The sequence below is a fragment of the Nocardioides eburneiflavus genome, from assembly GCF_004785795.1.
GTDB lineage: Bacteria > Actinomycetota > Actinomycetes > Propionibacteriales > Nocardioidaceae > Nocardioides > Nocardioides eburneiflavus.
The window spans coordinates 2,944,892-2,957,224 of sequence record NZ_SRRO01000001.1 but is presented as its reverse complement, the minus strand read 5'-3'; the positions used below and the strand labels follow the sequence as shown (position 1 = coordinate 2,957,224).

Below are 12,333 nucleotides of genomic sequence, written 5' to 3'. Positions count from 1 at the left end.
CTGACAGGCTAGGAGCTCCGTCCAGCGGGTTTGCTGGTCAGGTACGCGCCGCGCCGAGGATCTCCGTGACGGCGGTGACGAGGCCGGCGATGTCCTCGTCGCTGGCCACCAGCGGCGGCGCGAAGCGGACGGTCGAGCCGTGGGTGTCCTTGGCGAGGATGCCGCGGGCCATCAGCGCCTCGGACATCTGGCGACCGGACATCAGCGAGGGGTCGATGTCGATGCCTGCCCAGGCGCCACGGACCCGTACGTCGGACAGTCCCTTGCCCACCAGCGGGCCGAAGCCGGCCTCGAGGAGCTCCCCGATCTCGGCGGAGCGGGCCTGGAAGGTGCCCTCCTCGAGCATGGCGACGACCTCGGTGCCGATGGCCGCGGCGAGCGGGTTGCCGCCGAAGGTGGAGCCGTGCGAGCCGGGCGTGATGACGTCCATGACCTCGTGGTCGGCTGCGATCGCCGAGACCGGGTAGATGCCGCCGCCGAGCGCCTTGCCCATGACGTAGATGTCGGGGACGACGTCCTCGTGGTCGCACGCGAACGTCCTGCCGGAGCGAGCCAGGCCGGACTGGATCTCGTCGGCGACCATCAGCACGTTGCGCTCGGTGCAGAGCGCGCGGAGGTCGCGCAGGAAGCCCTCGGGGGGCATCACGACGCCGCCCTCGCCCTGGATCGGCTCGAAGAGGACCGCGACGGTCGTGTCGTCGATGGCTGAGGCGATCGCCTCGATGTCGCCGTACTTCACGCCCCGGAAGCCGGTCGTGAACGGGGCGTAGCCCGACGTCGCCACCTCGTCGTCGGAGAAGCTCACGATGGTGGTGGTGCGGCCGTGGAAGTTGCCCTCCATCGTGATGATCGTGGCCTGTCCGGCGGGCACGCCCTTGACCTCGTAGCCCCACTTGCGGCTGACCTTGATGGCGGTCTCGACTGCCTCGGCGCCGGAGTTCATCGGCAGGATCATGTCCTTGCCGGTCAGGCGGCACAGCGCCTCGGCGAAGCCGCTCAGCTTGTCGTTGAAGAACGCGCGGCTCGTCAGCGTGAGCCGGCCGAGCTGCTCGCGGGCGACCGCGACCAGGCGCTCGTTGGAGTGACCGAAGTTGAGCGCGGAGTAGCCGGCGAGGCAGTCGAGGTAGCGCTTGCCGTCGACGTCGACCACCCACGCGCCGTCGCCCTCCGCGAGGACCACGGGCAGCGGGTGGTAGTTGTGCGCCGCGTAGCGCTCGGTCGCCTCGATGTGGGCGGCGGTGCGCTCGGAGACGGCCGGAGTGGTGCTCGTGGAGAGGTCGGTCGCGGTCATGAGCACATGGTGCCACCGCCCCGATCCGTTCGCCGACTCGGCGACGTCGGGGAGTGCTGGCTCGCTCTGGGCAAGCCAGCCCTCCCCCTCGACGCCCGGAAACGAAGAGAAGTCCGGCGCTCTGCGCCGGACTTCTCGTTGGTGGAGCTGAGGGGACTCGAACCCCTGACCCTCTGCATGCCATGCAGATGCGCTACCAGCTGCGCCACAGCCCCAACAGCCGAGAACATTAGCGGACGGTCCAGCGGAGGTGAAATCGGGGTCCCCCGTCACGTCGACGTCAGGTGAGGAGGCGCCACAGGAGCCAGATCCCGAGCACCGCGACCACGATCCCGGCGAGGACCGGGACCAGCATGAGGGCCACCGCGCCGGCGACGTACGCCGGGCTCGGGGGCTCGCGCAGCGGCTCGCGCTCGACCTCGCGGAGCAGCAGTCGCAGGTTCTTGCGGTTGGCGCGGACGATCACGCCCGACAGGGCGCTGCCCACGAGGTCGCCGATCCCCGGCACCAGTCCGATCACCGCGTCGAGGCCGACACCGACACGGGTGCCGGGCACCGTCACGGCGTCGTCCATGACCCTGGCGAGCTGCCGGCTCAACGCGACGTCGATCTCGCGCGCCCGGTCGCTCACGAGGTCGCGACCCGGTTCCAGGCAAGAAGCGACCAGCGGTCGCCGCGATGCACCAGCTCTGCCCAGCCGCAGTTGTCCAGCCCGTGCAGGGCGGTCGGTGATGCGCCCACCAGCGACGTGACCGCCATCCGGATCGCCCAGCCGTGCGAGATCGCCACGACCGTTCCGTGCGCACCGACGATGCGGCCCAGGTCTTGCAGCGCCTCGGTCATCCGGCCCTCGACCTCCCGCTCGCTCTCGGTGTCCAGCGGCCCGGCACCGGCGAAGAACTCGCCGGCCTCGGCCGGGTGCGACGCGCGGATCTGCTCCGCTGTCATCCCGCCGAAGACCCCGACGTGGCGCTCACGCAGGCGCGGGTCGGTGGTCACCGGCAGCCCGCAGGCCTCGCCGACGTGCGCCGCCGTGGTGGCCGCGCGCGAGAGGTCGGAGCTCCACAGCGCCACGGGCGACATCGCGGCGATCGCCGGAGCGACGGACTGCGCCTGCGCGAGCCCCTCCTCGGACAGGTCGACGTCCTCGTGGCCCTGGTAGCGACCGGCGGCGTTCCACTCCGTGCGGCCGTGCCGCAGCAGGACGAGTCGCGTCACGTGAGGGTCAGCGGGATGAGCGGGCAGTCGCTCCAAAGGCGCTCGAGGGCGTAGAACGAGCGCTCCTCCTCGTGCTGCACGTGCACCACGATCTCGCCGTAGTCGAGCAGCACCCAGCGACCCTCCTTGTGGCCCTCGCGCCGGATCGGCTTCGCACCGGACTCGCGGAGCTTGTCCTCCACCTCGTCGACGATCGCGCCGACGGCCCGCTCGTTGGTCGCGCTGGCCAGCACGAACGCGTCGGTGATCGCGAGCTGCTCGCTCACGTCGAAGGCCAGGACCTGGTCGGCCTTCTTGTCGTGCGCGGCCTGGGCCGCGACGGCGACGAGCTCGAGGGCGTGGTCGGTGGCAGTCATGCAGTGTCCTTGCTGGTGTTGGTGCTGGTGGTGGTGCGGGCAGTGGCGCTGGGGGCGGGTGCTGCGTAGAGGTCGTGCTTGGCGATGTACTGCACCACACCGTCCGGCACGAGGTACCAGACGGGCTCCCCGCGGCGCTTGCGCTCGCGGCAGTCGGTGGACGAGATCGCCAGGGCCGGGATCTCGACCATGGTGACCCGGTCGGCGGGGATCCTGGCGAGCGCCGCGGGGTCCATCTCATAGCCGGGCCGGGTGCAGCCGACGAAGTTCGCGAGCTCGAAGAGCTCCTCGGCGTCGCGCCAGGTGAAGATGTCGGCCAGGGCGTCGGCGCCGGTGATGAAGAACAGGTCGGCGTCGGGCATCTCGGCGTGGAGGTCGCGCAGCGTGTCGATCGTGTACGTCCGGCCGGCCCGGTCGATGTCGACCCGGGAGACGTTGAAGCGGGGGTTGGCGGCCGTGGCCACCACCGTCATCAGGTAGCGGTGCTCGGCCGGCGTGACCGTACGGTCGCTCTTCTGCCACGGGTCGCCGGTCGGCACGAAGACCACCTCGTCGAGGTCGAACCAGGCCTGCACCTCGGACGCGGCGACGAGGTGGCCGTGGTGGATCGGGTCGAACGTGCCGCCCATCACCCCGACGCGACGCCGTGCCACAGGAGTCGCCACCGGCTCAGCTGTGCTCGCGACCGCCGCCGAAGGAGACCACGGCCAGGAGCAGCACCATGAGGAGGACCAGGGTCACGCCACCGATGACGTAGGGGTGGACGGCGGGCTCGCTCTCGGCCTCGGCGGCAAGCGTGATGACGGTGCTCAGCATGGGCTCACCCTACCGGCATCACCGCACGTGACCGTCGCCGACCACGACGTACTTGCTCGACGTCATCTCCGGAAGCCCCATCGGGCCCCGCGCGTGCAGCTTCTGCGTGGAGATGCCGATCTCGGCCCCGAACCCGAACTCAGCCCCGTCGGTGAAGCGCGTGGACGCGTTCACCATCACCGCGGCGGAGTCCACCGCGGCGACGAAGCGGCGGATCGTCGCCTGGTCGCGCGCCACGATCGCCTCCGTGTGGCCGGAGGAGAACCGGCGGACGTGCCCGATCGCGGCCTCGACGTCGGCCACGACGGCAGCGGAGATCTCCAGCCCGAGGAACTCCGCGGCGTGGTCCTCGTCGGTGACCGGCACGACGTCGTCGTACTCCGCGAACGCGCTGTCGCCGTGCACGAGCACCCCGGCCTGCTGCAGCGCCTCGACCACCAGCGGCAGGAACTCGTCGGCGACGTCCTCGTGCACGAGCAGGGACTCGGCCGCGTTGCAGACGCTCGTGCGGTGCGTCTTGGAGTTCATCACGATCGCGAGCGCCTGCCCGAGGTCCGCCGAGGCGTCGACGTAGACGTGGCAGTTGCCGACGCCGGTCTCGATCACCGGAACGGTCGACTCCTCCACCACGCTGCGGATGAGCCCGGCACCGCCGCGCGGGATCAACACGTCGACGAGCCCGCGTGCCCGCGTGAGCGCCTTCACCGAGTCGTGGGTCTCGCCCGGCACCAGCTGTACGGCGTCCTCGGGCAAGCCGGTCCCGGCGAGCGCACCGCGCATCGCGGCGACGATCGCCGTGTTGCTCGAGCGGGCGCTGGACGAGCCCCGCAGCAGGACCGCGTTGCCCGACTTGAGGCAGATGCCCGCCGCGTCGGCGGTGACATTGGGGCGGGCCTCGTAGATCATCCCGACCACCCCGAACGGCACGCGCACCTGGCGCAGCTCCAGCCCGTTGGCCAGGGTGCTGCCGCGCAGCACCTCGCCCACGGGGTCGGGCAGCGCGGCGACGTCGCGCAGGCCCTGGGCCATCGCCTCGAGCCGGCCCTGGTCCAGACGCAGCCGGTCGACGACGTTGGCGGGGGTGCCGCCCGCCTCGGCGCGGGCGACGTCCTCGGCGTTGGCGGCCAGGACGTCGGCGGCGCGCTCCACGAGGGCCTCCGCCATCGAGTGCAACGCGGCATCCTTGGCCGCCCGCGTGGCCGTGGCCAGCTCGTGGCTCGCGGTCCGGGCGCGCACGGCGGCCTGTCGGACGGCTTCCTCGCTGCTCATGGGACCGAGCGTAGGCCGATCCAGCCTGTCCTCGAACCGTGTCTCGCATCACGGGGAGCTGCTAGTGACGACCGCTCCGGACGCACGACGACCCGGCAGGTCACCCCGCCGGGTCGTCGTGCGTGTGGTGCGGCCTCAGCCCTTGCGCTCGGTGATCTTCTCGGTGGCCGCCGGGAGGACCGTGTGGAGGTCGCCCACGACGCCGAAGTCGACGAGCTCGAAGATCGGGGCCTCGGGGTCCTTGTTGACCGCGACGATGGTCTTCGAGGTCTGCATGCCGGCGCGGTGCTGGATCGCACCCGAGATGCCGTTGGCGACGTAGAGCTGGGGCGAGACCGTCTTGCCGGTCTGGCCGACCTGGAACGCGTGCGGCATCCAGCCCGAGTCGACCGCGGCACGCGAGGCACCCACCGCAGCACCCAGGCTGTCGGCGAACCCCTCGACGGGCTCGAAGTTGCCGCCCGTGCCACGACCACCCGAGACCACGATCGCGGCCTCCGTGAGCTCGGGGCGACCGGTGGACTGGCGCGGCTGGGTCGCCACGATCTGCGCGCCCTTGGCCGCGTCGGAGATCGTCGCGGCGAACGCCTCGACCGCTCCGGCACCCTCGGCCTCCTCGGGAGCAGCCGAGTTGGGCTTGACGGTGATGATCGGCGTGCCGGTGGTGACCTTGGCCTGGACCGTGTAGTTGCCGGCGAACACGCTCTGCGTGGTCGTGCCGTCGTCGGCGACATCGACGGCGTCGGTGATCAGGCCCGAGCCCAGCTTGATCGCCAGGCGACCGGCGACCTCCTTGTTCTCGAACGTCGAGGGCAGCAGGACCGCAGCCGGGCTCGTCTTCTCGGCGAGCTGCTGCAGGGCCTCGGCCTTGGGTGCGACGAGGAAGCCCTTGATCTGGGCGTCGTCGATGACGTAGACCTTCGCGGCGCCGTACTTCTTGACCTTCTCCGCCACGGCGTCGCCCTGCTCGGGCGAGCCGAAGAACACCGCGGACGGCTCACCGAGACGCTTCGCGATGGTCAGCAGCTCGTAGGTCGGCTTCTTGACCTCGCCCTCGGCGTGGTCGATGACGACAAGAACCTCAGACATGTGTGATCTCCTCCAGTCCCTGCTCAGATGAACTTCTTGGACGCGAGGAAGTCGACCAGCGCACCAGCGCCCGAGCCGTCCTCGTCGGTGACGACCTCGCCGGCCGTACGGGGCGGACGGGCCGTGGTGTCCTCGACCTGCGTGTACGCCACCGACAGGCCGACCTGGTCGGCGTCGAGGCCCAGGTCGGTCAGCGACCACGTCTCCAGCGGCTTCTTCTTCGCCGCCATGATGCCCTTGAACGACGGGTAGCGGGCCTCGCCCGACTGGTCGGTCACGCTGAGCACGATCGGCAGCGTGGCGCCGATGACCTCGGTCGAGCCCTCGTTGTCGCGCTTGATCCGGACCTGGTCGCCCTGCGACTCGATCACCGACGCCAGCGTCACCTGCGGCATGCCCAGGCGCTCGGCCAGCATCGCCGGCACCACGGAGCCCGAGGCGTCGGTGGACGCCATGCCGCACACGACGAGGTCGACGCCGGTGTCGGCCTTGATCTTCTCGATCGCCTTGGCCAGCACCAGCGAGGTGCCCAGGTAGTCGGAGCCCGCGATCGCGTCGTCGACCACGTGGACACCGGAGTCGGCACCCATCTGCAGCGACTTGCGGACCGCGTCGACCGCCTTCTCCGGGCCCACGGTCAGCGCGGTGACGGTGATCTCCTCACCCTCGCGCTTCTCCCGGAACTGCAGGGCCTGCTCCACGGCGTACTCGTCGAGCTCGGACAGCAGCCCGTCCACGCCGACGCGGTCGACCGTGAAGTCGTCCTCGAACTTGCGGTCGGCCGTGGCGTCCGGCACGTACTTCACACAGACAACAATGTTCATGGTGGTGTGGCCTCGCGGCCCCTCCTGTGCAATCGGATGTGATCGTGAGGTTACTAGCCGGTCAGCGCCCACCGGAATGGCGATCCGGGTGTGGTCGCTCACAGTGACACTGTCACGGTCAGGTCACGGTCGGGGCCGTCTCAGGGCTTGACGATGCGGTCCAGGACCCGGCCCACGACGAGCCAGGCGATCGCACCGAGCCCCCAGTTGAAGAGCGCGTTCTTGACCTGCGCCCCGTCGCCGCGGAACTGCTTGATGCCGTCCTGGCGGGAGAAGACCCCCACGTCGACGTAGTCGGCGGCCCGCAGGACGGAGTCGACCAGCGCGTTGGACGTGTTGGCGTCCAGGGCGATCAGCAGGGCGCCGACCGCCAGCACCAGGGCGCACAGCGCGCACACCAGCCAGATCAGCTGTGCGAGCCTCGCCCGGATCTTCGTTGCCACAGTCGTGTTCTCCCTTGGTCCCTGGTTGTCAGTTCCTGCTCGTCCGCTCTCGGACGTCGCGCCGTCGTGCTGTCGTGCTGTCGTGCTGTCGGTCACCGACCCACGAAGGTCGCCTTGCCCGGTCCGTTCTCAACGAACGAGGTGATGCCGCGGGTACGGTCCTCCGTCGCGAACACTCCGGCGAACTGCTGGCGCTCGATCTCCAGGCCGGTGTCGAGGTCGACCTCGCTCCCCCGGTCGATGCACTCCTTGGCGGCCCTGATCGCGAGGGCAGCCGCTCCGCTGAACTGCGCGGCCCAGGCCACCGACTCCTCCAGGACGCGGTCCGCGGGGACGACCCGGTCGACCATCCCGATGCGCAGGGCCTCGTCGGCCTTGACGAAGCGGCCGGTGAAGATGATGTCCTTCGCCCGGGAGGCGCCCACCAGCCGCGCGAGCCGCTGGGTGCCGCCGGCCCCGGGGATGATGCCGAGCAGCACCTCGGGCTGCCCGAGGACGGCGTCCTCGGCGGCGAAGCGCAGGTCGGCCGCCAGGGCGAGCTCGCACCCGCCGCCCAGGGCGTACCCGTTGACGGCAGCGACCACCGGCTTGGGGATGCGCGCGATCGCGGTGGTGGCGGAGCTGACGGACGCGGAGACCTTCACCATGTCGGAGTAGGTCAGGTCGGCCATCTCCTTGACGTCGTTGCCGGCCGCGAAGACGCGCTCGCCGCCCCACAGGACCACGGCGCGGACGTCGTCGCGCTCGGTGAGCTCGGCGGCCGCCTCGCGCAGGTCGGCCTGGACCTGCACGCTGATCGCGTTCATCTTCGGGCGGTCCAGGCGCAGGACGGCGACCCCGTCGGTCACGTCGATCGAGACGAACTCCATGGTGGCTCCTCATCGTGGTGCGGTCGTGGGCGCGGCGCCGCGCGGGGCGCATCGTGGGGCGCATTGTGCCGTGCGTGGACGATGCCACCACAATGTCCTGCGTGACACCGCCCCCCGAGACGACGACGGCCTGGAACCACGACGGCGAGACGACGGCAGTCTGGCCGGGCCGCAACTACCCCCTCGGGGCCACGTGGTCCTCCGAGTCGACCAACTTCGCCGTGTACGCCCCGGCCGCCACCGCGATGTGGGTGTGCCTGTTCGAGGACGACGGCACCGAGGTCCGCCACCGGCTGACCGAGCACTCGCTCGGCGTGTGGCACGGCGCAGTGCCCGCCGTGGCACCCGGCGCCCGCTACGGCTACCGCGCCGACGGCCCGTGGGACCCCGAGGCCGGGCTGCGGTTCAACCCGCAGAAGCTCCTGCTCGACCCGTACGGCAAGGCGGTGTCGGGCGACCTCGTCGTCGACGACGCGATCTTCGGCTACACCAAGGACGACCCCGAGACGATCAGCGACTTCGACTCGGCGCCGTACGTGCCGCGCAGCGTCGTCGTCTACGACGACTTCCAGTGGGGCCCGGACACCTCGCCGCGCCGCCGGTGGCGCGACACGGTCATCTACGAGATGCACGTCAAGGGCATGACGATGCTGCACGACCGGGTGCCGGAGGACCTGCGCGGCACGTACGCCGGGCTCGCGACGCCCGCAGTGACCGACTACCTCAGGGACCTCGGGGTGACGGCGGTCGAGCTGCTGCCGGTGCACCAGTTCTTCTCCGAGCCGGCGCTCGCCGAGCGGGGACTGGTCAACTACTGGGGCTACAACTCGCTGTGCTTCTTCGCCCCGCACAACGCCTATGCCGCCTCCGGCGACCGCGGCCAGCAGGTCACCGAGTTCAAGCAGATGGTCAAGGACTTCCACGCCGCCGGCCTCGAGGTGATCCTCGACGTGGTCTACAACCACACCGCCGAGGCGGGCCCGCGCGGTCCGACGCTCAGCTTCCGCGGGCTCGACGACCGCGGCTACTACCAGCGGGTGACCACCGCCCCCGGGGCGGCGGGCGAGGATCCCGGCCCGGTGGCCTACTGGGACGTCACCGGCTGCGGCAACACCGTCGACTCGACCCACACCCAGAGCCTGCGGATGATCCTGGACTCGCTGCGCTACTGGGTCAGCGAGATGCACGTCGACGGCTTCCGCTTCGACCTCATGAGCGCGATCACCCGGACGAACCAGGTCGTCGACATGGGCTCGCACCTGCTCACCGCGATCGGGCAGGACCCCGTGCTGCGCCACGTCAAGCTGATCGCCGAGCCTTGGGACGCCTCGATGGACGGCTACCGCGTGGGGCAGTTCCCGCCGCCCTGGATCGAGTGGAACGACCAGTTCCGCGACACGGTCCGCGACTTCTGGCGCGGCCACTCCGGCGGCGTGCGCACCGTCGCGACCCGGCTGGCCGGCTCGAGCGACCTGTACGCCGACGACGGCCGCTCGCCCTACGCGTCGGTGAACTTCATCACCGCCCACGACGGCTTCACCGTGCGCGACCTGGTGTCGTACGACCACAAGCACAACGAGGCCAACGGCGAGGACAACCGCGACGGCACCGACAACAACCGGTCGTGGAACTGCGGGGTCGAGGGTGAGACCGACGACCCCGAGATCGTCGCGCTGCGGCGCCGCCAGGCTGCCAACCTGATGGCGACGCTGTGCTTCTCCAGCGGCGTGCCGATGCTGACGGCCGGCGACGAGCGCGGCCGGACCCAGGGCGGCAACAACAACGCCTACGGCCAGGACAACGAGACCTCGTGGATCGACTGGCGTCCCGACGACGCGTGGCTCGACGTCTACGAGATCACCAAGGCCGCGCTGCGCCTGCGACGTGAGCACCCCGTGCTGCGGCAGCGCCACTGGTTCGAGGGGCGCCCGACGATCAAGGGCGGGATCAAGGACCTGGTGTGGGTGCACCCCAGCGGCCGCGAGATGACCGTGGCCGACTGGAACGACGACGCCATCCGCACGATCGGCATGTTCCTCAACGGAGCACCGCTGCGCTCCCCCGGGCCGCGGGGCGAGCAGGTGCGCGACCAGTCCTTCATGATCTGGCTCAACTCCGGTGCCCACGACGTGGAGCTGGTGCTGCCGGCCAACCAGTGGGTCCACCACGGCGAGGTCGTGCTCTCGACGAACGCCGAGCTCGCGGTGGGCACGCCGGTCGTGGCCGGCGGGACCCTCGACCTCCAGGCCCGGTCCGTGCTCGTCCTGCGCCAGACCTGACGGTCCTCAGGAAGCCGGCTCGAACACCTCGACGGGGTTGCCGGCCGGGTCGACGACGAGGACCTGGCGACCGCCCGGTCCCTCGACGACGTCCCCGAGGGGCTCCACCCCTGCCTCCCGCAGGCGCACGAGCTCGGCGTCGAGGTCGGCCACCACCAGGTGGATCCGGTTGCGCCCGGGACCGGCGAGCCCGTCCGGTGTCGCACGCGCCCCGGAGGTCAGCGGTCCCGACAGCATCAGGCGCAGGTGTCCCCGCACGACGTCGGCGAACGGGGGCGCCGGGCGGCTCAGCACCGTGAAACCGAGGACGTCGGTGTAGAACGCCACCGCCGCGTCGACGTCGTCGACGAGGTAGCGGACGCTGGCGTACTGGTCGTCAGGCACGGCGGACCTCCTTGCTGGCCGGGCTGCTGCCCTCCCACACTCGGCCCCGGTCCCGGCAGGGGTCAAGGGCGCGCAGCGGGTCGTCAGGACACGGGCTCGGCCACCCACTCCATGGGGTCGCCGGCGTCGAGGTCGGTGATCCCGAGGTTCTCGAACGCCCCGAGCACGACGAGGCGGCGGACCGCCGCGAACGTGAGCACGTGCGCGACCATCCCGCCGTACGTGAACACCCGCGGGGGCTCGCACGTGACGTCGACGAAGGTGTCGTCGAGCCGGCCCTCGTCGACGGTGGAGCGCACCTGCGCGAGGAACGCCGGGCCCTCCTCGGCCAGCTCGCGCCGCAGCGTGCTGGCCGACTTGCCGCGCTCCTGGTCCCAGTCGTACGACCGCTGGGAGACCGCGGCGTTCCACTGGGCGAGCTGGCCGACGAGCCGCCCGAGCACCGAGCGGATCGACATGTCGTCGTCGATCGTCCCGATGGGCACCTCGATCGCGGCGTCGAGCTGCTCGTCGGTGAGGCGGGCGGCGCGGTCGATCATCTCACCGGTCAGCCAGACGTGGTGCTCGATCATGCGCGTCATCAGGTCCATCGGCGTCACCTTTCGTGAGGTCGGCAGCCGGAGGCTCCCGGGCGGGTGGAAGTGCACCCCGCTCGGACCCTCGATCCGGGTCCCGGTGGGGTGGCGTCGCCAGCGGCTCGGCGCCGCGCCGTACTCCCGCGAGAACGCCCGGGTGAACGCCTCGTGGGAGCCGAAGCCCGCCTCGAACGCGACGTCGACCACCGGTGCCTCGCTCGTCACGAGCCGGTACGCCGCGCGCTCGAGCAGCAGGCGGCGCCGCATCCGCTCCGGCGGCTCACCACCCGCCGCCGACACCACGCGCGCGAGGTGGAAGCGGGACAGGTGGAGCCGCTGCGCCCGCTCCTCGCCGCCCAGGTCGAGGGTCTCGGCCAGGACGTCGAGGAACGCGGCGAAGGTGTCGGCCGCTGTCGTCATGTCCCCCAGCCTGCGGCCGCGTGGACCTCCCGGCTTGATCGCACGTGCGCATTCTGCACCGAATCGACGTACGTGGGCCCGGGCTGGGACAATGGACGCATGGCCAGCAGCGTTCCTGCCCGCCGCACCGAGAAGGGTCGCGGCCACCTGCTCGACCTCGACGCCCCGCGTCGGGTCATCAAGGACCCGGAGAAGGACGCCCGCGACCTCGCCCGGGTGCAGCGCTGGGTGATGTCCACGCTGGCCGTGACGACGATCCTGCACCTCGTGGTCGGCATCCTCGTCGCGGCCGTGATGCTCGACGGTCCGACCAGCTCACGAGTCGGCCTGGCCGTCATCTCGGGCGTCTTCGGCGCCGGCGCGGTTGCCGCCGGGCTCGCCATCCACGGCAAGCGCGTGCTCTCCCCCTGGCTGCTCCTCGGGGTGGTCCCGACTGCCGTCGGTCTCTGGCTGATCCTCGCCTGACCCGACGCTGCCTTCGCGACGTCGGAGCCGATGAG

15 protein-coding genes and 1 tRNA gene are annotated in these 12,333 nt (G+C 71.0%); 2 read left to right on the top strand and 14 right to left on the bottom strand.

Translation table 11 applies throughout. From position 1 onward, the window contains the following. Positions 1-37 precede the first annotated feature (37 nt). The 12 genes from rocD to EXE59_RS13865 all read right to left on the bottom strand — a co-directional run bounded on the left by rocD (position 38) and on the right by EXE59_RS13865 (position 8,175). Positions 38-1,291 (bottom strand): ornithine--oxo-acid transaminase, encoded by a 1,254-nt coding sequence (gene rocD / locus EXE59_RS13915; protein WP_135839438.1) that lies wholly within the window; start codon positions 1,289-1,291, stop codon positions 38-40. 139 nt (positions 1,292-1,430) lie between these two features. Continuing rightward, positions 1,431-1,506 (bottom strand) — tRNA-Ala (locus tag EXE59_RS13910). Positions 1,507-1,571: 65 nt separating this feature from the next. Continuing rightward, a complete protein-coding gene (locus EXE59_RS13905) occupies positions 1,572-1,922 on the bottom strand; it encodes a DUF4112 domain-containing protein (RefSeq protein ID WP_210428996.1) in 351 nt (116 codons plus the stop codon). Beyond that, entirely contained in the window at positions 1,919-2,509 is a 591-nt protein-coding gene (locus EXE59_RS13900) for a histidine phosphatase family protein (protein ID WP_168218514.1), read from the bottom strand. The genes EXE59_RS13905 and EXE59_RS13900 overlap by 4 nt, the downstream gene beginning before the upstream one ends. Next, positions 2,506-2,865, bottom strand: coding sequence for a ribosome silencing factor (gene rsfS / locus EXE59_RS13895; RefSeq protein ID WP_135839437.1), 360 nt, complete (start codon positions 2,863-2,865; stop codon positions 2,506-2,508). Before rsfS ends, EXE59_RS13900 begins: the two co-directional genes overlap by 4 nt. Continuing rightward, a complete protein-coding gene (gene nadD, locus EXE59_RS13890; RefSeq protein WP_281280315.1) occupies positions 2,862-3,530 on the bottom strand; it encodes a nicotinate-nucleotide adenylyltransferase in 669 nt (222 codons plus the stop codon). Before nadD ends, rsfS begins: the two co-directional genes overlap by 4 nt. A gap of 4 nt (positions 3,531-3,534) precedes the next feature. Then, the gene (locus EXE59_RS23810; protein ID WP_168218513.1) at positions 3,535-3,681 is read right to left on the bottom strand and encodes a hypothetical protein; all 147 of its coding nucleotides are present in this window, start codon (positions 3,679-3,681) and stop codon (positions 3,535-3,537) included. An 18-nt stretch (positions 3,682-3,699) separates the two neighbouring features. Beyond that, complete coding sequence (locus EXE59_RS13885; RefSeq protein ID WP_135839436.1) at positions 3,700-4,950, bottom strand: glutamate-5-semialdehyde dehydrogenase; 1,251 nt, start codon at positions 4,948-4,950, stop codon at positions 3,700-3,702. 135 nt (positions 4,951-5,085) lie between these two features. Further along, positions 5,086-6,039: an electron transfer flavoprotein subunit alpha/FixB family protein gene (locus EXE59_RS13880; RefSeq protein WP_135839435.1), complete on the bottom strand. Its 954-nt coding sequence runs from the start codon at positions 6,037-6,039 to the stop codon at positions 5,086-5,088. 23 nt (positions 6,040-6,062) lie between these two features. Next, positions 6,063-6,845, bottom strand: a complete 783-nt coding sequence (locus EXE59_RS13875; protein ID WP_246056788.1) for an electron transfer flavoprotein subunit beta/FixA family protein — start codon at positions 6,843-6,845, stop codon at positions 6,063-6,065. A 158-nt stretch (positions 6,846-7,003) separates the two neighbouring features. Further along, on the bottom strand, positions 7,004-7,306 hold the full coding sequence (locus EXE59_RS13870) for a hypothetical protein (RefSeq protein ID WP_135839433.1): 303 nt from the start codon (positions 7,304-7,306) through the stop codon (positions 7,004-7,006). Positions 7,307-7,398: 92 nt separating this feature from the next. Continuing rightward, the gene (locus tag EXE59_RS13865; protein WP_135839432.1) at positions 7,399-8,175 is read right to left on the bottom strand and encodes an enoyl-CoA hydratase/isomerase family protein; all 777 of its coding nucleotides are present in this window, start codon (positions 8,173-8,175) and stop codon (positions 7,399-7,401) included. A gap of 101 nt (positions 8,176-8,276) precedes the next feature. Here EXE59_RS13865 and glgX point away from each other — a divergent pair, with 101 nt between their 5' ends. Continuing rightward, on the top strand, positions 8,277-10,454 hold the full coding sequence (gene glgX, locus EXE59_RS13860; RefSeq protein WP_246056787.1) for a glycogen debranching protein GlgX: 2,178 nt from the start codon (positions 8,277-8,279) through the stop codon (positions 10,452-10,454). A 6-nt stretch (positions 10,455-10,460) separates the two neighbouring features. On the opposite strand, the gene EXE59_RS13855 is transcribed toward glgX, so the two are convergent. Then, a complete protein-coding gene (locus EXE59_RS13855) occupies positions 10,461-10,838 on the bottom strand; it encodes a VOC family protein (RefSeq protein ID WP_135839431.1) in 378 nt (125 codons plus the stop codon). A gap of 83 nt (positions 10,839-10,921) precedes the next feature. Then, positions 10,922-11,833, bottom strand: a complete 912-nt coding sequence (locus tag EXE59_RS13850) for a helix-turn-helix transcriptional regulator (RefSeq protein ID WP_135839430.1) — start codon at positions 11,831-11,833, stop codon at positions 10,922-10,924. 99 nt (positions 11,834-11,932) lie between these two features. On the opposite strand from EXE59_RS13850, the gene EXE59_RS13845 reads away from it, so the two are divergent. Beyond that, entirely contained in the window at positions 11,933-12,298 is a 366-nt protein-coding gene (locus tag EXE59_RS13845) for a hypothetical protein (protein ID WP_135839429.1), read from the top strand. The last annotated feature ends 35 nt before the right edge of the window (positions 12,299-12,333 follow it).